Source organism: Kitasatospora sp. NPDC056800 (assembly GCF_042789775.1).
GTDB lineage: Bacteria > Actinomycetota > Actinomycetes > Streptomycetales > Streptomycetaceae > Kitasatospora.
In genome coordinates, this window is record NZ_JBHUAL010000049.1 from 12,636 (window position 1) to 38,253 (window position 25,618).

The 25,618-nt window shown below is 77.4% G+C and carries 19 protein-coding genes; 8 read left to right on the forward strand and 11 right to left on the reverse strand.

Annotated elements, in window-relative coordinates; genetic code table 11:
• Positions 1-266: 266 nt before the first annotated feature.
• Positions 267-2,945: a BTAD domain-containing putative transcriptional regulator gene (locus tag ACFRQN_RS13895; RefSeq protein WP_380740439.1), complete on the reverse strand. Its 2,679-nt coding sequence runs from the start codon at positions 2,943-2,945 to the stop codon at positions 267-269.
• A gap of 428 nt (positions 2,946-3,373) precedes the next feature.
• Between ACFRQN_RS13895 and ACFRQN_RS13900 the strand changes: the two genes are divergently transcribed.
• The gene (locus tag ACFRQN_RS13900) at positions 3,374-6,202 is read left to right on the forward strand and encodes a BTAD domain-containing putative transcriptional regulator (RefSeq protein WP_380740441.1); all 2,829 of its coding nucleotides are present in this window, start codon (positions 3,374-3,376) and stop codon (positions 6,200-6,202) included.
• A 45-nt stretch (positions 6,203-6,247) separates the two neighbouring features.
• Here ACFRQN_RS13900 and ACFRQN_RS13905 read toward each other — a convergent pair whose 3' ends face one another.
• Together ACFRQN_RS13905 and ACFRQN_RS13910 are read right to left on the reverse strand one after the other, a co-directional pair.
• Positions 6,248-6,886, reverse strand: a complete 639-nt coding sequence (locus ACFRQN_RS13905; RefSeq protein ID WP_074004942.1) for a sigma-70 family RNA polymerase sigma factor — start codon at positions 6,884-6,886, stop codon at positions 6,248-6,250.
• Between the two features lie 304 nt (positions 6,887-7,190).
• The gene (locus tag ACFRQN_RS13910) at positions 7,191-7,562 is read right to left on the reverse strand and encodes a hypothetical protein (protein ID WP_074004943.1); all 372 of its coding nucleotides are present in this window, start codon (positions 7,560-7,562) and stop codon (positions 7,191-7,193) included.
• Between the two features lie 287 nt (positions 7,563-7,849).
• Between ACFRQN_RS13910 and ACFRQN_RS13915 the strand changes: the two genes are divergently transcribed.
• Entirely contained in the window at positions 7,850-8,809 is a 960-nt protein-coding gene (locus ACFRQN_RS13915; protein ID WP_380740443.1) for a hypothetical protein, read from the forward strand.
• Positions 8,810-9,064: 255 nt separating this feature from the next.
• On the opposite strand, the gene ACFRQN_RS13920 is transcribed toward ACFRQN_RS13915, so the two are convergent.
• From ACFRQN_RS13920 to ACFRQN_RS13945, 6 genes are all read right to left on the reverse strand, one after another.
• The gene (locus tag ACFRQN_RS13920; RefSeq protein WP_380740445.1) at positions 9,065-9,472 is read right to left on the reverse strand and encodes a hypothetical protein; all 408 of its coding nucleotides are present in this window, start codon (positions 9,470-9,472) and stop codon (positions 9,065-9,067) included.
• Positions 9,469-12,798, reverse strand: a complete 3,330-nt coding sequence (locus ACFRQN_RS13925; RefSeq protein WP_380740447.1) for a right-handed parallel beta-helix repeat-containing protein — start codon at positions 12,796-12,798, stop codon at positions 9,469-9,471. Before ACFRQN_RS13925 ends, ACFRQN_RS13920 begins: the two co-directional genes overlap by 4 nt.
• 106 nt (positions 12,799-12,904) lie before the next feature.
• Positions 12,905-13,960: a hypothetical protein gene (locus ACFRQN_RS13930; protein WP_380740449.1), complete on the reverse strand. Its 1,056-nt coding sequence runs from the start codon at positions 13,958-13,960 to the stop codon at positions 12,905-12,907.
• A gap of 1,123 nt (positions 13,961-15,083) precedes the next feature.
• Entirely contained in the window at positions 15,084-15,701 is a 618-nt protein-coding gene (locus tag ACFRQN_RS13935; protein WP_198959472.1) for a hypothetical protein, read from the reverse strand.
• 53 nt (positions 15,702-15,754) lie between these two features.
• Positions 15,755-18,343 (reverse strand): hypothetical protein, encoded by a 2,589-nt coding sequence (locus tag ACFRQN_RS13940; RefSeq protein WP_380740451.1) that lies wholly within the window; start codon positions 18,341-18,343, stop codon positions 15,755-15,757.
• The gene (locus tag ACFRQN_RS13945; RefSeq protein WP_380740453.1) at positions 18,343-18,480 is read right to left on the reverse strand and encodes a hypothetical protein; all 138 of its coding nucleotides are present in this window, start codon (positions 18,478-18,480) and stop codon (positions 18,343-18,345) included. Before ACFRQN_RS13945 ends, ACFRQN_RS13940 begins: the two co-directional genes overlap by 1 nt.
• A 174-nt stretch (positions 18,481-18,654) precedes the next feature.
• Here ACFRQN_RS13945 and ACFRQN_RS13950 point away from each other — a divergent pair, with 174 nt between their 5' ends.
• The 4 genes from ACFRQN_RS13950 (at position 18,655) to ACFRQN_RS13965 (ending at position 22,030) form a co-directional block, all read left to right on the forward strand.
• A complete protein-coding gene (locus tag ACFRQN_RS13950; protein WP_380740455.1) occupies positions 18,655-19,338 on the forward strand; it encodes a DUF6308 family protein in 684 nt (227 codons plus the stop codon).
• A 231-nt stretch (positions 19,339-19,569) separates the two neighbouring features.
• Positions 19,570-19,815 carry a hypothetical protein gene (locus ACFRQN_RS13955; protein WP_380740457.1) on the forward strand — a complete coding sequence of 82 codons (246 nt, stop codon included), beginning with the start codon at positions 19,570-19,572 and terminating at the stop codon, positions 19,813-19,815.
• 110 nt (positions 19,816-19,925) lie between these two features.
• The gene (locus tag ACFRQN_RS13960) at positions 19,926-21,128 is read left to right on the forward strand and encodes an MFS transporter (RefSeq protein ID WP_074004952.1); all 1,203 of its coding nucleotides are present in this window, start codon (positions 19,926-19,928) and stop codon (positions 21,126-21,128) included.
• Between the two features lie 164 nt (positions 21,129-21,292).
• Positions 21,293-22,030 (forward strand): class I SAM-dependent methyltransferase, encoded by a 738-nt coding sequence (locus tag ACFRQN_RS13965; RefSeq protein WP_380740459.1) that lies wholly within the window; start codon positions 21,293-21,295, stop codon positions 22,028-22,030.
• Between the two features lie 29 nt (positions 22,031-22,059).
• Here ACFRQN_RS13965 and ACFRQN_RS13970 read toward each other — a convergent pair whose 3' ends face one another.
• On the reverse strand, positions 22,060-22,218 hold the full coding sequence (locus ACFRQN_RS13970; protein WP_380740461.1) for a BBE domain-containing protein: 159 nt from the start codon (positions 22,216-22,218) through the stop codon (positions 22,060-22,062).
• Between ACFRQN_RS13970 and ACFRQN_RS13975 the strand changes: the two genes are divergently transcribed.
• The gene (locus ACFRQN_RS13975) at positions 22,217-22,480 is read left to right on the forward strand and encodes a hypothetical protein (protein ID WP_380740463.1); all 264 of its coding nucleotides are present in this window, start codon (positions 22,217-22,219) and stop codon (positions 22,478-22,480) included. The genes ACFRQN_RS13970 and ACFRQN_RS13975 overlap by 2 nt on opposite strands.
• A 53-nt stretch (positions 22,481-22,533) precedes the next feature.
• The gene (locus ACFRQN_RS13980; protein WP_380740465.1) at positions 22,534-23,889 is read left to right on the forward strand and encodes an MFS transporter; all 1,356 of its coding nucleotides are present in this window, start codon (positions 22,534-22,536) and stop codon (positions 23,887-23,889) included.
• Positions 23,890-23,966: 77 nt separating this feature from the next.
• Here ACFRQN_RS13980 and gndA read toward each other — a convergent pair whose 3' ends face one another.
• The gene (gene gndA, locus ACFRQN_RS13985; RefSeq protein ID WP_380740467.1) at positions 23,967-25,421 is read right to left on the reverse strand and encodes an NADP-dependent phosphogluconate dehydrogenase; all 1,455 of its coding nucleotides are present in this window, start codon (positions 25,419-25,421) and stop codon (positions 23,967-23,969) included.
• Positions 25,422-25,618: the final 197 nt, after the last annotated feature.

The following is a 25,618-nucleotide window of genomic DNA, read 5'->3' on the forward strand; positions in this document are numbered from 1 at the left end:
AAGTATGCCCCGGCGGACAGGTTCCACCTATTCCGCCCTCTCCCGGGGCATCCGCCCAGGTCAGGAGGGACGGGTACGGGCGGGGCGGCGGGGCGGGGGCGGTTCCGCGAGGGGCGGGACGCCGGTAGTTCCGCCTGTGGTTCCGCTGGTCGAACAGCGGATTCCCGCCACCGGCGGCCGGCCCCGGTCCATGCCGTTCCCCTGCGCCGGACCTCCACCCCGGCCTCCTGCGCCGGACCTCCACCCCGGCCTCCTGCGCCGGGCCGCTACACCGGCCGCCTCGCCTCCGCGCCCTCGACCGTGCGCCCGAGGGCGTCCAGCAGGTCGGCGAGCAGGTTGTGGGAGCGGGCTTCGAGGGCCGGGTCGCCGACGGTGCGGCCGAGGGCGACGGCGAGCCGGGCCGAGGAGAGCGCGGCGTCCCGGCGGCCGAGCGCGTGCAGAGCGCGGGCCCGGCTGTGGGTGGCGAGGACGGCCTCGGCGCCGCCGGAGCGGGCGGTGGCGGCGCGTACCGCCTCGTCGGCGTGGCGCAGGGCGGGCCCGGGGTCGTCGGCCAGGACCAGCGCGTCGGCGAGGTCGGTGAGCGCGCGGACCAGCAGGTGGTCGGTGGCCGGGGTGCGGGCGGCGGCGACCAGGTCGCCGAGCATGGGCACCGCCCGCTCGTACCGGCCGGCCCGCAGCAGGGCGGCGGCCACCCGGCTGCGGCAGTGGTGGCGCAGCGCCGCGTCGCCGGACCGGTCGGCGGCCGCGACGGCCCGCTCCAGGGTGTCGGCGGCGGTGCGGTGGGCCGCGCGGTCGACGTGCAGGACGGCGAGGTCGGTGGCGAGCCGGGCCACCGCCGCCTCGTCCCGGTCGGTGTGGGCGGCGCGCAGCCCGGCCTCGACCACGGCCCGCCAGTGCGTCCGGTCGTGGCCGGTGGTCTCGTACAACCGGCTGGCCCGGTGGGCGAGTTGCCAGGCCGCGGCGGGCCTTCCCTGCTGCTCGGCGCAGACCACCACCGCGCGCAGGGCGCTCTCCTCGCGGCGGAACCAGGCCCCCGCGCCCACGGTCGCCGCGCCGCCGGCCGTCCAGCCGGCGGTGACGTCGAGGTAGTGGGCGATCAGCCGGTCGAGGGCGAGGAACCGTTCGTCGCAGGTGAGTTCGGCGGCCTGCGCGGCGGCGTGGCGGCGGACCAGCTCGCGCCGGGCGTACCGGCCGGGGCCGCTCTCCTCCAGCAGGTGGACGGCGTCCAGCCGGGTCAGCAGGGTGCGGGTGGCGGCGGGCGGGAGGTCGGCGAGGGCTGCGGCGGTGGCGGTGTCGAGCTCCGCGCCGGGGTGCAGGCCGAGCAGGGTGAACAGCCGGGCGGCGTCGGGCGCCAGTGTGCGGTACGTCCGGTCCAGCGCGGCGGTGAGGCCGAGCGGGCCGCCGGCGGTGCCGGTGCCGGAGAGGGCCGCCGGACCGGTCTGCTCGTCGGCGAGTTCGGCGGCGAGGTCGGCCACGGACCAGTCGGGCCGGGCGGCCAGCCGGGCGGCGGCCAGGCGCAGCGCGAGCGGCAGGCGGTCGCAGCGCTCGGCGAGTTCCGCGACCGCCTCCGGCTCACCGGCCGTACGGTCCTCGCCGAGGACGCGGGCGAGCAGGGCGGCGGCCTCCTCGGGGCCGAGCACCCCCAGCGGCAGCGGGATGCCGCCGGTGCGGACCACCAGGTGGCGCAGCCGGCTGCGGCTGGTGACGATCGCGACCGGGGCGGGCTCGCTGTCGGTGGCCGGCGGGTCGGGCAGCAGCGGGGCGAGCTGCTCGTAGGAGGCGGCGTCGTCCAGCACGACCAGCATCCGCCGGCCGCCGACCAGTTCGCGGTAGCGGCGGGCGCGGTCCTCGGGGTCGCGGGGCAGGGCGTCCGGGGCCGTACCGAGCGCGGTGAGGAACTCGCCGAGCACCTCGGCGGGTTCGCGCGGCCCGTCCGGGTCGAAGCCGCGCAGCTCGGCGTGGAGGACGCCGTCCGGGAAGTAGGCGTCGCCGCGCCGGGCCGTCCACTGCCGGACCAGGCTGGTCTTGCCGACTCCGGCGGGGCCGGTGACCAGGATCGGGCGGCCGTCCCGGGCGGCGGGCACGACCTGGTCCAGCCGGGCGAGTTCGTCCGTCCGGCCGACGAACCGGCGGTCGGCGGCGGGTCGGACGCCGGACTGCTCGCCGGCCAGGCGCAGCTCCGGGCCGGGCGGCCGGGAGAGCCGGGCCACCGCGCGCTCGTAGCGCTCCCGCGCCTCGGCGCTCCGCCCGTCCTGCTCCAGGCAGCGCACCAGCCGGGCGGCCAGCGTCTGCCGGGCGGGGTGGCCGTCGGCGGCCTCGGCGAGTTCGGCGGCCAGTTCGCCGCCCCGGCCGGCCCGGAGCAGGCCGTCGGCCAGCCGTTCCAGGGCGCGCAGCCGCAGGTCGGTCAGGTACGGGAGGGTCCGCTCGCGCAGCAGGGCGGAGCCGCAGTCGGCGAGCGCCGGGCCGCGCCACAGGTCCAGCGCGGCGCGCAGCAGGGGCGGGGCGCCGTCCGCCGGCGCGGCCTCCACCGGCGTGGCCTCCATCGGGGCGGGCTCCGGCGGGGCGGTCCCCGGAGGGGCACCGTCCAGCGGGGCGGCGGGCTCGGGGAGCAGCACGCCGGCCTGTTCGCAGAGCCGGCCGAAGCGCAGCACGTCGACCCGGTCGGGCTCACCGGCCAGCAGGTAGCCGGCCCCCCGGGTGCCCAGCTCCAGCCCGGAGCCGTCCAGTAGTTGGCGCACCGCCGCGACGTGGCCCTGCAGGGCGGCCCGCGCGGTGGGCGGCGCGCAGCCCTCCCAGACCAGCTCGATCAGCTCCTCGGTGGCCACCGTCCGGTTCAGCCGTACGGCGAGCGCGCTCAGCAGCGCCCGGCGCTTGGGGGCCGAGGGCGTCACCGCCGTCCCGTCCTCCCGCCGCACCACCACCGGCCCGAGCAGATCGATGTGCACGCGCCCGTTCCCCTCCCCCACCATCCGTCGACTCCCCGGCTGGTTCGAGGATAGGGCCGACCGGGCCCTTGACGTCGGCCGTACGGTACCGGGCCGGTACGACACCGGCGCCGCGTCCGCGGCTCCTGGCCGAGCGGCCACCGCGGCACGGCCCCGCGTCCGCCGCTCCGGACGGGCCGGGCACGGCGGCACGGCCCCGCGTCCGCCGTCCGGTGCAACCGTCACCGGCCCCATCGGCATCCCTCTCAGGGGTGCCCCGTGGAGCCCGGTCGGACCGGGGGCGGGCGCCCCGCGCGGGCGGGCGTCCGAGGGCGGGAGCAGCCGTCCGGCGTGGACCGGACAGGTTCTCGCACTACACTGCTCCACCCCGAGGGCCGATGGCCGCTTCGGGTGTGATGTGCGGTTTTGGGGCGAGGTGGGGGGTACCGGTGCGGATTCGGCTGCTCGGGCCGGTGGAGTTGCGGGTCGGGGCGGACGGCTTCGCGAGCGTGGCGGGTGCCCAGCGGCGGGCCGTCCTGGCGATGCTGGCGCTGCGGTTGGGGCTCGTGGTCACCATGGACCAGCTGTGCGAGCTGCTCTGGGACGAGCAGCCGCCGCCCACCGCCCGGGCGGCCGTGCAGGGGCACGTCGCCGCGCTGCGGAAGGTGCTCGCCGACACCCCGTTCGAGCTGCACACCCGGGACTCCGGCTACCTGCTGACCGGGCCGGCCGACGCCGTGGACGCGCTGCGCTTCGAGGAGCTCGCCGGCGAGGCCGAGGGGCAGGCCGGGCTCGGCGACTGCGCCACGGCGGTCGCGCTGCTGGAGGAGGCGCTGCGGCTGTGGCGCGGCGAGGCGCTGGCCGACCTGCCCGAAACCCCCCTGCGGGACGCCGCGGTGGACCGGCTGAGGCAGTCCCGCACCGCCGCCCTGCTCTGCTGGGCCGGGCTGCGGCTGGGCCAGGGCGCCGGGGCCTCGGCCGTGCCGCTGCTGAAGCACGGGGTGCGGCTGGACGGGCTGCGCGAGGAGCTGGTGGCCATGCTGATGCGCTGCCTGCACCAGGCGGGCCGGTCCGCGGAGGCGCTGACCGCCTACCACCAGGCCCGGGTCCGGCTGGACGACGAACTGGGCATCAACCCCGGCCCGGCGCTGCGCGCGGCGCTCGCCGAGGTGCTGGCCGACGACCGTACGGCGGAGCCGCCGCCCGCCGCTGCGCCGGCCCCCGGAGCGGCCCCGCAGCCCGCGCCGGTGCCGCGCCGACTCCCCCGCCGCCACCCGGACTTCGTCGGCCGCACCACCGACCTGGCCCGCCTCGACCTGGCCTGCGGGACCGGCCGCGCCGGGGACGGCCCGGTGCTGGTGGTCGGCCCGGCCGGGGTCGGCAAGAGCGCGCTGGTCACCGCCTGGGCGCACCGGGTCGCCGACCGCTTCCCGGACGGACTGCTCCACGCCGAACTGCACGGCCTCGCCCCGGACGGCCCCGCCCGGCCCGAGGCCGTCCTGGCCGGCTTCCTGCGCGCGCTCGGCGTACCGGAGGACGGCATCCCCGAGGGGCGCGCCGCCCGGGCCGCGCTCTACCGCGAGCGCACCCGGGGCCGGCGGCTGCTGGTGCTGCTGGACGACGCCGCCGACGCCGACCAGGTCGCCGACCTGCTGCCCGCCGGCCCGGCCGGCACCGCCGTGGTCACCGGCCGGGGCTCGCTGGAGAGCCTGGTCGCCGTCGAGGGGGCCACCCTGCTGCGCCTGGCCGCGCTGCCCGAGGACGACGCCCTGCACCTGCTGGAGCGCGCCCTGACGCCCGAGCGGCTGCGCGCCGAGCCGGAGGCCGCCGCCCGCCTCGCCGGGCTCTGCGACCACCTGCCGCTCGCCCTGCGGATCGCCGCCGCCCGCCTGGCCGACCGGCCGGACCGGACGATCGCCGGGCTGGTCGCCGAACTCGCCGACGAACGGACCAGGCTGGCCGTCCTGGACGCGGACGGCACGCTCTCCGTCGCGGGCCGGCTCGGGCTGACCCACCGCCGGATCTCCGAACCCGCGGCCGAACTGCTCACCGCCCTGGCCGCCCACCCCGGCCGCGAGGTGGACACCCCGGCGGGCGCCGCCCTGCTCGGCAGCGACACCGCGACCGCCCACCGGGTGCTCGGCGAGCTGGCCTCCCACCACCTGCTCACCGGCACCGCCCCCGGCCGCCACGCCCGTACCGACCTGGTCCGGCTGTACGGCGCCGGGCTGCTCGCCGAACGGCCCGAACAGCACCGGCGGCTGCTGCGCGACCGCCTGGCCGACCACTACCTCACGGCCCTCGGGCACTGCGGGTCCTTCCTCGACCCCGGCCAGGAGGACACCGCCCCGCCCGCCGGTCCGGCGCAGGCCCTCCCGGCCGTCGGCGACATCCGCACCGCGCTCGACTGGTTCGACGCCGAGGAGCCGGCGGTCTCCGCGCTGGTCGCGTCCCCCGACACCGACCCGGCCCGGGCCTGGCGGCTCGCGCTGACCTGCGGCTCGCTCTACTACGGCGCCAGCCGCTTCACCGACTGGCTCGCCAGCGCCCGGCTGGGGCAGGCCGCGGCCGAACGGTGCGGCGACCCGGTCGCGGTCGCGCTGCTGCTCAACTGCCGGGCGCAGGCCCTGGTCGCGCTGGAACGCCGGCAGGAGTCCGCGGAGGCGGCCCGGAAGGCGGTCGCCGCGGCCGAGTCCGCCACCGGGCCCGCCGCCGCGTCCGCGCACGTCCGGGCGCTCGCCACGCTGGCGCTGGTCACCGCGATGCTCGGCCACGCCGCCGAGGCCGAGCGGCTGGCCGCCGCCGCCACGGCGCTCGCGCTGGAGTCCGGCGACCGCCGCCGGCTGGTCGACGCCAAGGTGCACCAGGGCTGGGTCAGCCTGGCCGCCGGGGACCGGGAGGGCGCCCAGCGCCGGTCCCGGGAGGCCCGCGAGCTGCTGCCGGCCACGCCCGTCACCCAGGTCCACCTCTGGTCGCTGCTGACCGAGGCGCAGGCCCTCGCGCCGACCGTCCGCGACGACGCCGCCGACCTCGCCTGGCACCGGCTGCTCGCCGCCTGCGAGGAGGCCGGCCTGCTGTACCTGCACGCGGTGGCCGAACAGTCCTACGCCGCCTACCTGTTGGCCCGGGGACGGGAGCCGGAGGTGCGCGGCCGGCTGCGCACGGCGCTGGACCGCTTCCGCTCGCACGACCGGCAGGCGGGCCACTGCAGCGAGTTCACCACCAGCCTGGAGGAGTCGCTCAACCTCCGCACCGGCCGGCGGGCGACGGACGACTGAACCGGACGGTCGGTACTCCTGTCCGTCCAGAGCCGGACGGCCCCGTCAGCCGGCCGCCGAGGCCGCCCCGCGCACCGTCGGGGCGTACCCGTGCTCCGTCGCCAGCACCGGGCGCAGCGCCCGGATCGCGTAGAAGTTGCGGGACTTGACCGTCCCCGGCGGCACGCCCAGCCGGGCCGAGGCCTCCAGCACCGAGCGGTCCTTGAGGTGGAGTTCGACCAGCACCTCGCGGTGGTGCTTCTGCACCCGGCGCAGTGCCAGCGCGAGGTCCCGGGCCACCACCACCTGCTCGTACGGGTCGTCGGCGACCGGCCGGTCCTCGACCGTCTCGCCGATCACCTCCTTGGCGCGGGCGGCGGCCATCCGGTAGTGGTCGATCGCGATCCGCCGGGCGACCGTGAACAGCCAGGGCCGGGCCGCCTCCGCGCCGGCGGCCAGCGCCTCCGGGTGCTGCCAGGCGCGCAGCAGGGTCTCCTGGAGGATGTCCTCGGCCTTGCCGCGGTCCCCGCCGGTGGCCCGCAGCAGCGCGCGCAGCAGGTAGCCGCCGTGCAGCCGGTGGATCTCGGCGAGCACGTCGGGGTCGAGGGTCGGGCGGGCCGGGGCGGTGGCGCCCTCCGGCGCGGCGGCCGGACCCTCGGACGGCGGGGTGACGGACGTGGGCTGGGCGACGGACGGCTTCGACACGCGCTACCTCTCAGGTCGGGCAGGGGGCGCAGCACGGGCAGGGGACGCAGCACGGGCAGGGCGTGCTGGGCACCGCCGGAGATCCCCGGCGGTGGCTGCACCAGCACACTGCCGGAGCCCGCCAAGTCCGCACCAAGGATCCGCCAACGCCCCCGCCCGGGGCACTCGGGCCGCCCCCGAGTGCCACCGTTGGCGGGCGCCGACGACTGTTGGCCGGTCGTTAGCGGCCGTGAGCTGCGGCTTCTTCCGCCACCGCCCGGTTCGGCGCCCGGCCCCCCGCCGAGCGCCGTACCGGGCCGCGGTGTCAGCCCTCGGCGAGCGCCCCGAGCAGCTCCCGCACCCCGTCCTCGCCCCGGTGCTCGATCAGCACCGCGACCCAGCCCGCCAACAGCTGACGCTCCGCCGCCGACCACACCGGTGCCGACGGGTGCTCGTCCACCACCAGCGCCGTCGCCACGCCCAGCAGCCCCGACTCCGGCCGCGGCCGCTCCTCCGGCGCCGCACGCAGCGCCAGCCGCCGGGCGACCGCGATCACCCGCTCCGCCGCTGCCTCGGGCACCGCCAGCCCGGCCGGCCCGGCCGCGCTCGGCGCCCCGGCCCGCACCAGGGCCGCGACGAACTCCCGCGCCTCCGGCCCGTCCGCGGCCATGCCGCGGCCCTCCCCCGTCCCGTTCACGGGACTCACGCTCCTTCCGACTCGGTGACACTCGGCGGACGCCGGGTGCCACCCGATGACGGTACCGATCGGTAGCCGGTCGGGCGGAGGGTTTTCTCGTTACGGGCCTCCCGAAGCGACAGGGGGCGCGCCGTGCGCCCTGTTCCGCTCAACGGGCCCTCCACCACCAGCGGTTCAGCTGAACCGGAGGGTAGCCTTCAGCCGTACTCCCGGCTGTACGGGTAGACCGTACGGTCGGCCGGACCGGAGGCACCCGTCCGGCGCACCAGGGACCGGGAGGTCGTCCGATGGCTTACTCCGACGGCACCGCGGGCGCGGGCGGCACCGCCCAGGCCGCACCCGACTACTCGCCGGCCGTCTGGCCCGAGCCCGTCGCCCTGCTGCCCCCACTGCCCCGGCTGCCCCCGCGCCCGCTGGACCCGCTCGGCACCGTCCTGATCCCGCCCGCCGAACGGCGGCCGTCCACCCGGGAGCCGGCCGTCGGACCGTCCTCGGCGGCGCCGCTTCCGTTCCTGCCACCGAGCCCGCCTGCCCTCGCACCGCTACCCGCACCGCCCGTACCGCGCCTCGACACCGACCGCCCGCGCACCCTGCGGCTCGCCCTCCCCGGCGGCGGGGAGGCACGGCGGCGGCGCCTGCTCGACCGCGTCCGGGCGCCGCTGCGGACCCGCCACCGGATCGCCGTCCTGGGCGGCCCCGCCGACGGGGCCGCCGCCCTCCTCGGCGCCCTGCTCGCGGAACACCGGGCCCACCCGGTGCTCGTCCTCACCACCGCCGGGCCCGCCGGGAGCGAATGCCGCACGGGCGGCCGGGTGCTGCGGTCCGTACGGCCGGACCCGGCCGCCCTGCGGGAGGCCCTCGGCGAGGCCGACGGCCACTACCCGGTGGTCCTCGCGGACACCACCGGCGCCCCGGCCGAGGTCCGGCTCGCCGCCGTCGAACACGCCGACCGGCTGCTCCTCTGCGCCCCGGCCTCCGCCACCGGAGCCCGCACCGCCGACGCCCTCCTCGACCACCTCGCCGCCCTCGGCCACCACGGCCTGGCCCGCGGGGCGGTCGCCGCCTTCACCCCCGCCCCGCCCACCGACCGCCCGGTCGCCGACCGCGACCTCCTCCCCCACTTCCGCACCCGCTGCCGCGCCGCCCTCACGCTCCCGGCCGCCCCCGCCGCCCTCCGTGCCCGGGCCCGCCTCGACTACCTGGAACTCGCCGCCCTCATCGGCGACGGCATGGCCGAGCACCGCTGATCCGCCTCGAGCGCGCCGCCGCCAGGATGTCCGCCCGCTCCAGCGGGGGCACCGCCTCGCACAACGCCGCCTCCGCCCGGTCGAGCGCGGCGACGAAGCCGAGCACCAGCTCTCTCGCCGTCGGCGACTGCCGCTCCGTCGTCAGGGCCCTCCGTTCCCGTGCCGTGCCGCTCCTCACCCGCCGGGCGTATCCGGTCCCCGACGGGCCCCGATGGTCCCACGGCGCCGATCACCACGACGAGCGGATTCCTCCCGTCAGGCCCTCGGCCCCGGCCGGACGACCGGCTCGGAAGCGGCGCCCCGTCGGCTCGCCTCCGCACAGCTCGGGCGCCGGCCCCTGGCACGCGGGGCCAAGGCGGCGGCCACCGCCGCCAGGGCGACGGCCGCGAGGACGGTGAGGGCGAGGAGACCCGCCTCGATGCCGGCGCCGCTGTCGGGTGGAGCGGGGCGCATGGTGAGGACGACCGCCGGGGTGGCAGCGGCGACGGGGCCGACGGTGCCGTGGCCGTACTGATGGCCAGGGCCGCGGGAGGCGGCGGCTTGCCGGTCTTCGGCCGGCTGGTCGACGGTCAGGTCCGGGCGGTGGCCGAGGACGAGGGCGGCGGCGGCGGCGGCCGAGCCCGGGTCGGCCGCCGCCCGGGGGCGGGGCGGCGGCGTGGTCACGCGAGGGTGCCGAACCGTTCGGCCGGGATGTCCTGCGGCAGCAGCAGGCTGAGTTCGTCCAGGTCCACCACGTCGACCCGGGACAGCCGGCCCGCCTGCCGGGTGACCATCGCTTCGAGCACCTGCCGGGCGAACCGGCCGTTGCCGAAGGAGCGGTCGCGCGGGACGGCGCCGAACAGGGTGCCGAGTGCGGCCAGGGTCTCCGGTGTGCAGGTGTAGCCGGCGGTCTCGGCCCGCGCCCGGACGATGGCGACGAGTTCCTCGTCCGCGTAGTGCTCGAAGGTGACCTCCCGGGAGAACCGGGAGGCCAGGCCGGGGTTGGAGGCGAGGAAGCCGCGCATCTCCTCCCGGTAGCCGGCCACGATCACCACGACCTCGTCGCGGTGGTCCTCCATCAGCTTCACCAGGGTGTCCACCGCCTCCTGCCCGAAGTCCCCGCCGCTGCCGTCGCGGGGCGTCAGGGTGTACGCCTCGTCGATGAACAGCATGCCGCCCCGGGCGCGTTCGAAGGCGTCCCGGGTGAGGTGGGCGGTGTGGCCGAGGTAGCGGCCGACCAGGTCGGCGCGGGCGGTCTCGACCAGCCGGCCGGAGGGCAGCACGCCGAGTTCGGCGAGGAGTTCGCCGTACAGCCGGGCGACGGTGGTCTTGCCGGTGCCGGGCGGGCCCGAGAACACCAGGTGGTGGCCGAGGAGGGCGGCGGGCAGCCCGGCCTCGACCCGGCGCCGGGACTGGCGGGCCAGGTTGACCAGGTCCTCGACCTGCTCCTTGGCGGCGGCGAGGCCGACCATGGCGCGCAGCCGGTCGAGCAGGCCGGGCTCCCCGGCCCGCCCCTCGCCGACGGGGGCCGGGGCGAACTCCTCGCCGACGTCGGCGGGCAGCAGCCGGGTGAGCGCCGCGTTGTCGAAGTGCTCCAGTTCGGCGAGCCGGGAGGCCTGCCGGTCGACCATCTCCTCGAACACCTTGCGGGCGGCCCGGCCGTTGCCGAACTCCGCGCCCTTGGGCATCCGGTCGAAGTGCGCGGCGAGCGCCTCCCGGGTGCCCTCGGCGAGCTCGTAGCCGTGTCCGCCGGCGGCCTGCTCGACGATCGTGGCGAGCTCGTCGGCGCGGTAGTTCCGGAACTCGACGGTGCGGCTGAACCGGGACGCCAGGCCCGGGTTGGAGGCCAGGAACCCGCGGATCCCGGCCTCGTACCCGGCGACGATCACCACCAGGTCGTCGCGGTGGTCCTCCATCAGCTTCACCAGGGTGTCGACGGCCTCCCGGCCGAAGTCCGGGCCGGCCGCGCCTGAGCCCGCCGACAGGGTGTAGGCCTCGTCGACGAACAGCACCCCGCCGAGGGCCTCCCTGACCACCTCGGTGGTCTTCAGGGCCGTCCCGCCGACGACCGGGGCGACCAGGTCGGCCCGGGCGACCTCGACCAGGTGGCCGCTGCGCAGCACGCCGAGTTCGGCGAGGATCGCCCCGTAGAGCCGGGCGACGGTGGTCTTGCCGGTGCCGGGCGGGCCGGCGAAGACGAGGTGCCGGCTCATCGGCAGGGCGGGCAGCCCGGCCTGCTCGCGGCGGCGGGTCAGCTTGCCGAGGTTGACCAGGGTGGCGACCTGCTCCTTGACGCCCTCCAGCCCGACCAGGGCCCGGAGGACGGCCTGCGGGCCGACGGCCTCCTCCGCGGGGGCTTCCGTACCGTCGCCGGCGGCGTCCGCAGCGACGGTGGTGGCGGCCGCCGTGCCGTGGGCGTCCGGCGAGCGGTTGTCCCGGCTGTCGAGGTTCTCCACCACGAGGCGGTCGGTCGGCGCGGTCTGCCACAGCCCGGCGCCCTGGTTCCCGGCGGCCGTGCAGTCGGTGAGCCGGACGGGCTCCGCGGACTCGGAGCGCAGCCCGTCCACGGTGTTGTCGCCGAGCCGACAGGAGGTCAGGGTGGCCCGGGAGCCGGGCAGCAGGTGCAGCCCGTGCCGCCGGTTGGTCCCCAACCGGGCGCGGGTGGCGGCCAGTTCGCCGCCGCGTTCGACGCTGGCGCCGTCGAGGGCGTTGCCGGTGCACTCGACGTCGCGCAGGATGGCGACGCCCCCGGCGCCGACCGAGATCCCGCAGGACCCGCTGCCGCGCACCAGGCCGCCGCCGAGGTGGGTGTGGGCTCCGTCGGCGATCCGCACCCCGTGCCGTCCGGCGTCGACGACGGTGACGTCCTCCAGCCGGCCGCGCCCGTCGCCCAGCACCTCGATCCCGTGGCGGCCGGCGGCGGTGACGGTGCCGCGGCGCAGCAGCGGGTCGGCGCCGTCGCGCACCACGATGCCGACGCCGGCCGCGCGGCGGACCTCCAGGCGGTCGAACTCGGCGGCGCTCCCGCCGGTGAGTTCGACACCGTCGGTCCCGGCGTCGCGCACCACCGTCCGCAGCAGCCTGGGCCCGGCCGACCCGCCGACGTGGATTCCGACCCCGGCGGGGGCGGTGACCTCGCAGTCCTCCAGGGTGCCCCGGGCCCGGCCCGCGATGTGCAGACCGTACCCCTGGGGGCGGACGGCGCGGCAGCGGCGCAGCAGCGGGTCGGTGCCGTCGGTGAGGACGTAGCCGTGGCCGCGCACGGCGGTGACGGTGCAGTCCTCCAGCACGACCCGGGCGGCGGAGCCGACGAAGACGCCGAGCGCGCTGTCCCGGATCGCCGTGCGCAGCAGGCGCGTGCTGCTCCGCTCCTCCAGGGCGACGGCCGGCTTGTCGGTGCCGGAGATCTCGCAGTCCTCGACGACGCCGCGCGCCTCGCCGTTGGCGCACAGGCCGTTGCCGCGCGCGTCGCGCAGCACGCAGCGCCGGACGGTCGGGTCGGCCCGCTCGCCGATGACCACGGCCGAGGTGCCCAGGTGCTCGACGACGCTGTCCTCGATCACGCTGGAGCCGGTGGAGGTCTCCACCAGCCCGGCGCCGGCCGGGTTGGTGACCCGGCTGCCGCACATGGCGAGTTCGCCCGGCCCGCGGGTGAGCACGGCGGTCCAGGCGTTGCCGATCACCTCGCAGTCCCGCACGGTGAGGCGGCCGCGCGGGACGTCGACGGCGGGCAGTTCGTCGTCCTGCCCCTGGAGCACCAGACCGGTCAACCGGACGGCCTCGGTGAGCACCTGGACCACCGAACCGCGCCGGGGGCTGATCCGCACGCTGCCCCGGACGTCGGCGGCGGTGATGCTCACCGCCCTGGTGAGCACCAGGTTCTCGTCGTACCGGCCGGGCCGGACCGAGATCACCGCGCCGCCGCCGGCCGCCCGGAGGGCCTCGCCGATCGTCCGGTAGGAGCCGGGTTCCCGCTGCTCCGCGCAGACCGTCAGCACCGGGCGCGACATGCCTGGGGTTCCCTTCGTCGTGGGGCGTTGTGGTTCGGTCGCTCGGTGGTTTGGTGACTCAGCGGTTCGGTGGCTCGGCGGGTCCGGGCCCCGGTGCGCGCCGGGGTCAGGCCGTGCAGGTGGCGCGGACGGCGCTGGCGGCGTGGTGGGCGCCGCTGGAGCCGCCCCAGTCCACGCCGCGGCTGTGCAGCGTGACGGAGATCGGGCCGTGGTAGGTGAACGGCCCGTTGTTCACCCAACTGCCCCGGCTCGCCGTCTGGTTGATGGTGAACGAGCCCACCTGGCCGCCACCGCTCTGCACCGTGTAGGTGCTCGGGTTGCCGCCGACCTGCTTCACGTCGCCGCTGGCCGGGATGTAGACCGACAGGGTGCAGCTGGTGACCTTGTCCACGGTGAAGGTCCAGACGACCGAGTTGCCGTTGTCGTCCTTGTTGGCGTTGCCGGACATCGGCATCGAGGCGTAGGTGCCGTTGCAGCCGTCGCCGCTGTAGCCGCCGGAGTTGTTGCGCCAACCGCTGCTGCCCTGGTCGAACCAGCCGTTGGTCTTGTACTGGCCGCCGCCCGAGCAGTACGGGCCGGCGATCACGGTGACCGGTGCGGGCGGCTTGGCGGCCGGGGGTACGGGCTGCTGGGGCGCCGACGGGTTCGGAGCCGGCTTGTTCGGAGCCGGCTGGTTGGGGGCCGGCTGGTTCGGCGCCGGGTTGGCCGCACCGCCGCCGCCCGTGCCACCGGCGGCCGGGCCACCGCCGCCCGAACCACCCGAGGCGGCGGCCGCACCGCCCTGCGCGCGATCGCCCCCACCACCCGAACTCGCGCCGCCCCCAGCGGGGTTGGCACCGCCGCCGGGAGGAGCGGCCGCACCGGCACCGCCCCCGCCACCGCCGGCACCGCCACCAGCGCCGCCGCCGGTGCCGTTCGGGGCCGAGGCCGCCTGGTCGCCCGACGCCGGTGCGGCCGAACCGTCCGGCTGCGGTGCCGCCGAGCCCGACTGCCCGTCGGGCGCGACGCCGCCGGCGGTGCCACCGTGCTCGTCGAAGCCGGGGACGTTGGCGGGCGGGGCGTCGGCCTGGGCCGGTCCGTGCGGGTCGCTGCCGCTGCGCTGGGTCACCATCACGGAGGTGCCGACCAGCACCAGGCCGACGGCGACGGCCGCGGCGATCATCGGACGGGAGACCCGGCCGGTGCGCGGCCCAGGGTCCCCCGGACCCACGGGCCCCGCGGGGGTCGCCGGGCCGACGGGTGCCGTCGGGCCCTTGGCGGGGGACGGCAGGGGCGCCGGCCCGATACCGGTCCCGGCCGGGGGCCTGGCTCCAACCGTGGACTTGGGCCCGGACGCGGGCTTCGGTCCGGTTCGCGCCCCGTTCGTCGCGGCGCCCGTGGCCCTGGAACTGACACCGACTCCGGCGCCGACACCGGCGCCCGGCTGCACGGGCAGCACCGCCGTCTCGGCGCTCGCGGACCTGGGCCCGGCCTCGGACTTCGGCCCGGTCCGTGCCCCGTTCGTCGCAGCGCCGGTGACCCCGGCACTGACACCGGCACTGACACCGGTACTGGCACCGCCATTGGCGCCGGCGCCCGGCTGCGCGGGCCGCACCGTCGGCGCGGGGCTCGCGGGCTTGGACCCGGCACCGGCACCCGACGTCGCGGGCGGCACCACCGGCGCGGGGCTCGCGGGCTTGGACCCGGCGCTGACACCGGCCTCGGCGCCCGACCTCGCGGGCGGCACCGGCGCCGCGGGGCTCGCGGGCTTCGACCCGGCGCCGGCCTCGGGACCGGCACCCAGCCGCGCGGGCGGGACCGTCGGCGCGGGGCTCGCGGGCTTGGACCCGTCCTCGGGCTTCGGACCGGTCCGTGCCCCGCTCGTCGCAGCGCCCGTGGTCCCGGCGCTGACACCGGTACCGGTACTGGTACCGCCACCGGCGCCCGGCTGCGCGGGCGGCGCCGCCGTCTCCGCGCTCACGGGCGCCTCCGGCGGCTTCCCCTGGTCCGCCTCGGCCGCCAACGCCCAGTTCACCGCCGGGAGCCGGAAGCCGCCCGGCCTCCGCTCCGGCCCGCCGCGCTGCTCCTCGCCCACCATGCATCCCCTGTGCTCGATGACACTCCTGTGGGGAGCTACGGCCCGCACGGCCGAACCGGTTCAGCCGAAATCGGCGCGCCTCGGACCCGGCCGTCCGGACCGGCTCCGCGCCCGTCACCGGCCGGGTCCCACCCCGCGCCCCTCCCGCCGACCACGTCCCTGTGTTCCGTCCGACGGCCGGCCGCCCGTGCGGGGTTCACCGGGTGGTTCAGAAGGACCAGGAGAGCGGCTCTCCGGTGTACGGGTCCAACCGCTCCTCGATGCGGCGCCGCTCCTCACGCCAGTGGACGAAGTGCGGGGACGGATCGCCCCAGAGGGAGGCGTCGCTGAGCGGACAGCGGTCGAAGCCCTCGGTGAACAGGCGGCGCAGGAACTCCGCCATCCCGCAGTCGTAGAGCTGCCAGTTCGGCGACCCGTGGCGCTCCCACACCAGGACCGGCCACTTGTCGGGGTCGTCGTCGACCGTGAGCCAGCCGAGGATGTCCGCTCCGCAGCTCACCCCCCACGCGATCACCGAGTCCGGCCCGGCCTCGACGCCGGCCGGCCCGCCCTCGGTCGACCAGAGGCTCCGCAGGATGGCGGTCTCCCCGGCCGCACTGCCGAAGCCCGGGCCCTCGGGCGGCGCCGTGCTCGCCTCGGGGGCCAGGACGCCGAACGCCTCGTCGATTCCACCGGCCCCGTACGTGGCCATGAACGCCACGTAGTCGGCGGGGAACCGGACGCCCCAGGCCTGGCCCACCGCGGCCCAGTCCACCTGCTCGTCGGCGCCGTCGTGCGGCGACATGACGGCCTTCAGCGCGGCGACGGATGCTTCCCCTGCTTCCATGACCCCTCCTGTGGTCCGGCTCCGGGACGCACCGTATCCGGCCCCACCGACAGTCAGTCGGCGGGGCCGGAGCCGACACCCAGGGCGAGGGCGTAGCGGGAGGGGTCGGCGGGGCGGACGCGGTCGGCGGGGGCGACGGCGTCGCGGCGGGCGAGCCAGGTGCGCAGCCGCTCGGGGCTCGGGCGGACGCCGCCGATCTCGTGGAGCAGGACCCGGGCCGGGCGGCCCGCCTCCGGGTCCGCCGGCTGGACCTCGACCACCTCGAACTCCGCGCCCGGGACGAAGACCACCATGGGCGGGTCGCCCGGCTCGCCGAAGGCCGAGCTGCGGCGGCCGCCGACGGACCAGATGGCGAACTCGATCCCGACGTCCTCCCCCAGGTCCGCCTCGGGCACCGCCAGGGCGGTCACCGGGGCCCGCTCGGTCAGCACCGTGCCCGGGGCGTACGCGGCGAGGTCGCAGGCCCGCGCCGGACCGGCGACCAGCACACCGCCGTAGTACCCGGGCAGCCGCCGCAGGCCGGCGGCCAGGCAGCGGAGGTACGGGCCGTAGCGGCCGGGCTCGCCGGAGCGGGCCGCCGCGAGGAGTTCGGCGCGCGGGGCCAGGGGACCGGAGTCGCCGGCGTGCAGCAGGAGGGCGACCAGCTCGGGCCCCTGGTCGCCGTCCTCCGCCTGGGCGCGCAGGGCGGGCAGCCGGGCGGCGACGTCCTCGGCCCGTCGGGCCAAGGGCTCGTAGGCGGAGCCGAGTTGGGCGACCAGGGCCTCGCCGTCCCCGGCGGGGGTGGCGGGCTCCGACGGCTCCGGCTCCGGGGACGGTTCCGGGGCCGGGGGCGTCGCAGCGGGCACCTCGGGCTCGGGCTCGACTGCCGGGGCCTCGGCGACCGGCTCCTCCACCTCAGGCTCGGACAGCAACTCGGGCTCTGCTAGCGGGACTTCGGCAACCGACTCCTCAGGCTCCTCCACGACGACCTCAGGGGCCAATATTGTTCCCTCATGGGCCTCCCCGGGAGCCTCCGCCACCGACGCCCCTTCCGAAGTCGGCACCGTGGCGACGGGCTCCGGAGCCGTCACCGGCTCGGAACCGAGCACGGCCACCCGCACCTCCGCGGCCTCGACCGCCTCCTCGCCGACCCAGTCCAGCCCGTACTGCCGCGCGCAGAACCGCCCCACCGCGGCCGACTCCACGTCCAACACCCCCGCCACCACGAGCGCGAGGCGTACCGGCCCGGCCGGGAGCGAGCCCAGCACCGTACCGAGGTGGTCCCAGACCGCGTCCGGAACCGGGCGGCCCGGCGTGCCCACGACCAGCACGGGCTGGGCCGGGTCCGGCCGACGCAGCCGGGGGCCCCGCTCCGGGGTCGCGGCCGGGCGCAGCCACAGTCCGGCCGCCACCGCCTCTACCTCCCAGCCGGGGAAGGCCGGGTAGCGCGCCGCCCCGAGCACCGAAGGCGGCGCGGGGAGAGCCGGAAAACGGCCCGCCCCAGGGGCCGCGGGCGGGCCGGGGAGAGCGGGAAGCCGCCCCATTCCGGGCCCCGCGGGCGGGCCGGCGAGAGCCGGGAAGCGCCCCATCCCAGGCCCCACAGCCGGGCCCGGGAAGACCGGGTAACGCCCCGCGCCGGGCACCGGAGGCGGGCCGGGAAAGGCCGGGAAGCGGCCCGGACCGGGCCCCGCACCCGGGCCGGGGAGAGCCGGAAAGCGCTCCGCCCCAGACCCCACACCCGGGCCGGGCCCGACGCGCCAGCCGACGGCGGTGACGGTGCGTTCGCGCGGGCGGGCGGACAACTCGATGAGGTACGGTTCCCAGCCCTCGCCCCCGTCCGGCGCCACGTGGACGTGCCGCACGCCGCACCCGGGCGCCCCCGGCACGCCCGACCTGGCCACCGGCACGCCGATCGCCGCCCGCACCTCCTGCCCGAGCGAGGCGGCCAGCACGGCGGCCGTCTCGATGAGTTCGAGCGGCGCGGCCCACGGCGCGCTCAGCGCGAGGTACTCCCGATGGGGCGCCTGCTCCTTCAACAGGGTCGCCGCACTGGCCAGTTGGGCACCGCTGGGCAGTGACCGGGCGGGCGCGCCGATGATCATCAGCAGCCGGTCGCGCGGTGCGAAGGCCCGGTCCAGCACGGCGGGGCGGACCGGTCCCACCGCCGCGTCGGTGATCCAGTACGCCCCGCCGGCCAGCGGGGTGATGGTCGCGTCGGCGGGCCAGCGGCCGCCGAGCGGCTCCGCTCCCCCGCCGGGCCGGCAGCGCCACCACGTCCCGTCCACGGCCGGCAGGGTGCCGTCCGGCTCGACGCTGACCACCGTGTCCGGTGCGACGACGGTCAACCCGCTGCGCCGGGCGAGCAGTTCGGCAGGCCGTCGGCCGTCGGGGCCGACCGCGGCCAGTCCGGAGGCGGCCAGCACCAGCACGTCGGCGTCGCGCCCGCGCGCGGCCCGGGCGAGTTCGTCCAGCGAGGCGAGCAGGACGGGCGCCGCGTCCTCGGCGGCGGCGAGCAGCAGCAGCGCCCCCGGCTGGGCGCGTACGGGTGCCAGCGCCTCGGCCAGTCCGTCGGCCTCCGCCCCGGGCGGTGCGATCACGTAGTGTGCGCCGAGCGCCCGCAGCGTCGAGGCGCCGACCGCCTCCGGGGCCTCCACAGCGCCCATCACTCCTCCTCCGCCGGGCCCGTCGTGGCGTCCCGGGTGGGGGTGTCCGGTGCGTCGGGCTCCGCCCGCAACACATCCGGGACCGGCCTCTTCAGCACGACCGGGTGCGCCCGCACCTGGTCGCGTCGGGACTGCATCCACTTCCTCCCGGGTTCCTCGCGGACGCGCCCGCCGCTTCGCGGACGCACCGCTGCGCGCCCACTACGGTCCTACGGCCCCCGGCACCGGCCCGGTTCAGCGGCCTCCGGACCGGATTGTCGGACCCCTCTGCCACACTGCCCCCGGACGCACGGATTCGAAGGGGGTCCCTCATGACGGCGCTGTGGATTCCCCCGGTGTACGGGGACACCGGGGCCTCGGTCCGGCTGCTGCGCGACTACTTCACCCGGCGGCGGGCGAAGGGCGACCAGTACTACACGGGCGCCCACTTCGAGCGGCTCGCCGGCGGCGGCGACCGCCCGGAGACGGCGGACGCCTTCACCGCCGACGATCTGCTCGCGATCACCATGCTGAGCGTCTCGGTCGAGCCGCACGGAGCCGTCGAGCTGCTCACCGACCCCGACGGGCACTGGGGCCGGCTGCTGTCCGCGATCCCCCGCGACGCCCGGCTGGAGGACCCGGCCAGTGCCCCGCTGATCGCCCCCGGCGGGCCGGCCGCCGAACTGTGGGACCGGCTGGCGAACCCCCGCGCCGCGTACCCGGGCAAGCCGGACGGGGTCGGCCCCGTCGTCGCGGGCAAGCTGTTGGCCCGCAAGCGGCCGCACCTGATACCCGTCTACGACATCCGGGTGAAGGCGCTCTTCCGGCGGCCGAAGGTCGACACCACCTTCTGGTCCGCGCTGGCCGACGCCCTGCGCGCGGACGGCGGGGCGTTCCGCGCCCGGTTGGCGGAGCTCCGCACGGAGGCCGGGATCGGCGAGGACATCGGCGTGCTGCGGGTGCTGGACGTCATCGCCTGGATGCACCAGGGCAAGGCCGGGCAGGCGACGGGCTGACCCCGCGTCCCGCCACCGGGCGGACCTCCAGCGAGCGGGGCCGGGACCGACGGCGGCGGGCGCGGGGACCAACGGCGGCGGGCGCGGAGACCGCCTCCGCGTCAGCAGTTCGTCAGCGGAGTGTCGGCAGCCGTCAATAGCCCGTCAATCCGGAGCCCGGTGCCCCCGGACGGCCCGAAGCTGGACGGACCACGCCTGCACGACCCGCAGGTCGCTCCGGAGGTGAGCCGCATGTCCGTCCTCGCTGCCTTCCATTCCGACGTCCCCGACGCGCGCCGCCACGGCCACGGCCTGCGCGGCGCCTGCGCGCGGGTGCTGGACCGGCTGGCCGCCAGCCCGCTCGACAGCACCGTGCTCGGTGCCCTGGGCGCGCCCCGGCCGGCCGCCCGTCCGGCCGGTCTGCGCGCCCGGTGGCGCCCCGTGCCCCGGCCGGACGGCACCATCGCCCTCGAATCCACCTGGTACCCGGACCGCTGACCTCACCCTCCCGCGCCCGATAGCCGCCGGGCACGGCCGGACGGCCATTCGGCGCAGCGCTCCCCCGCACGGCACGGCCCCCCTCCCGGGCGCGCGCCTATCGTGGGCGAATGACCGATCGTCGGACCGCCGGGCCTGGTACGGCCCGGGTGGGCCACCTCGTCGCCGCCGCCGCGTTCGCCGTCTGCATGGCGGGCACCACGCTGCCCACCCCGCTCTACGGCCTGTACCAGGAGAAGCTCGGCTTCTCCGAGCTGACGGTGACGGTCGTGTTCGCGGTGTACGCCTTCGGTGTTATCGGCGTCCTGCTGCTGATCGGCAACGTCTCGGACTCCGTCGGGCGCCGGCCCGTGCTGCTCTGCGGGCTGGTCTGCTCGGCCGCCAGCGCCGTGGTCTTCCTGACCGCGGACAGCGTCGCCCTGCTCTGCCTGGGCCGACTGCTGTCCGGGTTCTCGGCGGGCCTGTTCACCGGCACCGGGACGGCGTACGTGCTGGAGCTCGCCCCGCCCGGGCACCAGGCCCGCGCGGGCTTCGTCGCGACCGCCGCCAACATGGGCGGGCTCGGCTGCGGGCCGCTGCTGTCGGGCCTGCTCTCGCAGTACGCCCCGTACCCGCTGGTGCTGCCGTTCGTCGTGCACCTGGGGCTGCTCGCGGTCTCCTTCGCCCTCACCTGGATGCTCCCGGAGACGGTCGCCGGGGCCCGTCCGCTGCGCACGGCCCGACCCGACCGGCCGGCGCTGCCGCCGGAGGTCCGCCGGGTGTTCGTGCCGGCCGGGATCGCCGCGTTCGCCGGCTTCTCCCTGCTGGGCCTGTTCACCTCGGTCAGTCCCGCTTTCCTCGCCACCGGTCTGGGCGTCCACAACCGCGCGGTGGTCGGCCTGGTCGTCTTCACGGCCTTCTTCGCCTCCACCCTCGGCCAGCTCCTGGTGCCCCGGCTGGGCACCGCCCGGGCGGTGCCGCTGGGCTGCCTGGTGCTGATCGCCGGGATGGCCCTGCTGGCCGCCTCGCTCGCCTGGGAGAGCCTGCCGCCGCTGGTGCTCAGCGCCCTGGCGGGCGGCGCCGGGCAGGGCATGGGCCTGCGCGGGGCGGTGGGCGAGGTGGCCGCGGCCGCTCCCCCCGAGCACCGCGGCGGCGCCCTCTCGGCGCTGTTCGTGGTCGCCTACTTCGGCATCTCGATCCCGGTCATCGGGGTGGGCCTGCTGACCGGGCCGCTCGGCCTGACCCACGCGGGCCTGGTCTTCGCCGCCTGCATGGCGGTGCTCGCCGCCGCCTCCGGCCTCTACCTGCTGCGCCAGGCGCGCGCCGCGGGCTGACCCTGCGGGCTGACCTCGCGAGCCGATCCCGCGCGCCGCCGTACGCGCCCCCCGCACGCCGTCCGCGCACGCCCGCCGCCGACCGCCGGTACCCGCTTGCCGCCCCGGCCGGGTACCGATAGACACGAGCCAGACACCCCGCGCACCACCCGGAGGCCTCCGCCATGAGCGTGACGAGTCGGTACCTGGACGCCTGGGAGGGCTTCTGGCGCGACGCGCCCGAGGAACCGGGCGGGGTGATCTGGGACGCGGAGCCGGCCCGCAGCGCCGAACGCCACCTCACGCTGCTCCGCCCGCACCTGGCGGACCCCGCGCTGCCCATCGTCGACCTGGGCTGCGGCAACGGCACCCAGACCCGCTTCCTCGCCGAGCGCTTCCCGCTCGCCCTCGGGGTCGACCTGTCCGCCGCCGCGCTGGACCTCGCCCGGCGCTGCGACCCGGCCGGGCGGGCCGAGTTCACCCGGTTGGACGCCACCGACCCCGAGGCCGTCCGGGCGCTCCACCAGCGCCTCGGCGACGCCAACGTGTACGTGCGCGGGGTGATCCACCAGAGCGAGCCGGCCGACCGCCCACGGGTGGTCGAGGCCATTCGCATCCTGCTCGGGGACCGCGGCCGGGCCTTCGTGTTCGAGCTCGCCGAGGCGGCCAAGGGCGTGCTGGGCGAGCTCGTCCACGCCCCGGACGGTCCGCCGCCGAAGCTGCGCCCGGTGTTCTCGCACGGGCTCGCCCCCGCCGAGGTCGCCGACGCGGTCTTCCCGGAGCTGTTCCGCACGGCCGGCCTCGACGTCCTCGCCACCGGCGAACTGCCGCTGGCCACCACGGAGTCCGCCGCCGACGGCACCCGGATCGAGCTGCCCGCGCACTGGCTGGTCGCCGGGCCGGGCGGTTCCGCGCCGAACTGAGCCCGGGCCCGGACCGCCACCGCGTACACCTACCCCTCCTCGGGTCGGATGCTCAGGTTGCCGCGCAGGACGTTCGCCGGGTCGTACGCCTTCTCCACGGCCGCGAGCCGGGCGTAGTCCGAGACCGAACGGCTCGTCCACCAGCACAAGTTGCTCGACGTCATCACGGTCGACAGCATCATCGGCATGGACTACTTCCGTGACTCCCCGCCACGGGCCGCCGAGAGCACGTGGGGCCTGCGCATCCGGGGACCGGACGTCCTCCAGGTCCGCGACCGCCGCGCCCCGGACGCCTCGGCCCGCTTCGCCCTGGACCACCCCGACCTGGTGGCCACCTTCCGGGCCTGCCTGACCCCCACCGCCCTGGACGACCCCAGCAGTACGGGCCGTGAGGCGGTGTCCGTGCCGGCGTCCGAGGCCTCGTGCTCGTCACCCGGGGCTGGGCGGTGACGCTCCCGCCCCGCATCCGCCACCGGACCGTACCCGACACAGGAGTTTGATACATGGGATCCTCCACGGCCGAGGAGTCGTCCATACCCCCGGAGTCCGGCCCGCCCGCGACCCCGCCCGCGACCCCGGCCAAGGCCAAGGCCCCGGAATCCGTACCGCTGCGCCGACACCGGCCGCTGCTACTGCTGGTCACGGAGCAGATGACCAGCTCGGTGGGGCGTCAGGTCACCGCGCTGGCGCTGCCGCTGCTGGCCATCGCCCACCTGCACGCCGGCCCGCTCGGCGCCTCGGCGCTGATGGCGATGACCTACCTGCCCGGCGTCCTGCTCAGCCCGCTGATCGGCGTGGCCGTCGACCGGGCCCGGCTGCGGCGGATGCTGGTAGCGGTGTCCTGGCTGCAGGTCCCCGCCATCGGCAGCGTGCCGCTCGCCGCCGCGCTGGACGGCCTGACCTGGCCACACCTGTTCGCCGCGGCCGCCGCCTCCGGGGCGCTGAACTCCGCGCAGGGCGTCGCGCTGCAGTCCTGTCTGCCCCGCCTGGTGCCCCCGGACCGCCTGCTGCCGGCCAACTCCTCGCTCACCGGGGCCCGGACCATCGGCCTGATCGGCGGGCCGGCGCTCGGCGGCATCCTGATCGGCCTGATCGACCCGGCCTCGGCGCTGCTGGTCGAGTGCGCCGCCTACCTCGTCGGCGGGGCCCTGTTCCTCGCGCTGCCGGCCGCGCTGAACCGGTCCGCACAGGAGGCGGGCAGCGGCGCGCGCTCCCGCCTCGACGCCCTGCGGGAGGGCCTCGCGGTCATCCGGCGCGAGACCCTGCTGCGCCGCCAGGCGCTGGCCGCGGCCGGGCTCAACCTCGGCGGCGGGGCCGGCGGCGGCCTGTTCGTCCTGTACGCCGACCGGGAGCTGCAGCTGCCCCCGTGGCAGCTCGGCACGGTCTACGCGGCGTACGCCGTCGGCATGGGCACCGGCGTGCTGGTCGCGACCTCGGTGACCCGGGCGCTGGGCATGGCCCGGGCCATCCGGCTCTGCGCCGTGGGCGCGGGCGCCGCCCTCTTCCTCATCCCGGCGGCGTCCCTGGGGCTGTCCTTCGCCGTGCTGGTCCTGTACCAGCTGCTGTTCGGGCTGATGGCCACCATCTGGTCGATCGCCATGACCACCGGGCGCCAACTCGTCACCCCCGCCCACCTGCTGGGCCGCGTCAACGCCTTCCTCCAAGCCGTGCTGACCGCCACCCTGCCCGTCGGCGCCTTCCTCGGCGGGTGGCTCGCCTCCCGGGTCGGCATCGTGCCGGTGCTGGTCGGCGCGGCGGCCGTCGCCCTCGCGGGCGCGAGCAGCCTCTGGTTCCCGCGCGACATGCTCGCGGAGATCGAGCGGGCGGCGGAGCGGAAGACCGTCCCGGAGACGCCCTGAGGCCCGCCCCGAAGAAGCCCTGAGGCCCGCCCCGGAGAGGCCCTGACGCCTGCCCCCGGGGCGCCGGGGCCGTCCGGCTACGCCGTTGCGCCGTCCGTCCGCACCTCGGGGCGGCCGGGCTCGGCCCAGAGGGTGTGGAAGCTGCCCGGGCGGTCGGTGCGGCGGTAGGTGTGGGCGCCGAAGAAGTCGCGCTGCCCCTGGATCAGCGCGGCGGGCAGGTGCGGGCTGCGCAGGGTGTCGTAGGAGGCGAGCGCGGCGGAGAAGGCCGGCACCGGGATGCCGTGCTGGGCCGCGCCGGCCACCACCGTGCGCCAGGCCGCCTGGGCGTCCGAGACCTCGGCCGCGAACTCCTCCTCGGCGAGCAGGCTGACCAGGTCGGGGTTGGCCGCGTGGGCGGCACGGATCCGGTCGAGGAACGCGGCGCGGATGATGCACCCGCCGCGCCAGATCCTCGCCACCGCCCCCAGGTCGATGTCCCAGCCGTACTCGGCCGCGGCGTCGCGGATCATCGTCCAGCCCTGGTCGTAGGCGATGACCTTGGACGCGTAGAGGGCCTGCTCGACGTCCCGGGTGAAGCGCTCGGCCTCGTGCGGGCGCAACTCCTGCCGGCCGCCCCCGGGCAGCGGCCGGTAGGCCGCCCGCAGTTCGGCCCGGGCGGAGGCGACCCGGGCGAAGGTGGCCTGGGCGATGGCGGTGACCGGGGAGCCGAGGTCGAGGGCGGTCTGGACGGTCCAGCGTCCGGTGCCCTTCTGCTCCGCGGCGTCCTGGACGACGTCGACGAAGGGCTCGCCGGTGGCGGCGTCGGTGTGGGCGAGCACCTCGGCGGTGATCTCGATCAGGTAGGAGTCGAGCCGCCCCTCGTTCCAGCGCCGGAAGGTCTCGGCGATCTCGGCGGGGGCGTACCCGCCGACCTCCCGCAGCAGGTGGTAGGCCTCGGCGATGAGCTGCATGTCGGCGTACTCGATGCCGTTGTGCACCATCTTCACGAAGTGGCCGGCCCCGTCGGTGCCGATGTGGGTGCAGCACGGGTCGCCGTCCACGTGGGCGCTGATCCGCTCCAGCATCGGGCCGAGCACGGCGTAGGACTCGGCGGAGCCGCCGGGCATCACCGAGGGGCCGTGCAGCGCGCCCTCCTCCCCGCCGGAGACGCCGGTCCCGACGAAGTGGATGCCGCGCTCGCGCAGCGCCCGCTCCCGGCGGCGGGTGTCGGCGAAGTGGGCGTTGCCACCGTCGATGAGCATGTCGCCCGCCTCCAGCAGCGGGGCGAACTCCTCGATGACCTCGTCGGTGGCCCGGCCGGCCTTCACCATGATCAGCAGCCGGCGGGGGCGCTCCAGCGCGGCCACCAGCTCCTGCGGCGACCACGCCGGGACGAACGCGCCCTCGTGGCCGAACTCCTCGACCAGGGACTTGGTCCGGCCCTCGCTCCGGTTGTGCACCGCGACCGTGTAGCCGTTGCGGGCGAAGTTCCGCGCCAGGTTGCGGCCCATCACCGCGAGCCCCGTCACGCCGATCTGTGCCGATGCCTCCATGGCGGGTACGTCCTTCCTCGGGGAGTCCCCCGGCGGGGCTCGCGGGCCTGCGCCGCGGGTTCCCGGGGCGGCCGTGCCCGCCCGCCGACGCGCGCCGCGGACCCGGCCCGGCGCCACGGGCGGTCGGACTACATGCTCACCGGCCGCACCCGCCCGCCGCGCGGGGGACTCCCCCGTTCAGGTGCCCCGACCCGGCG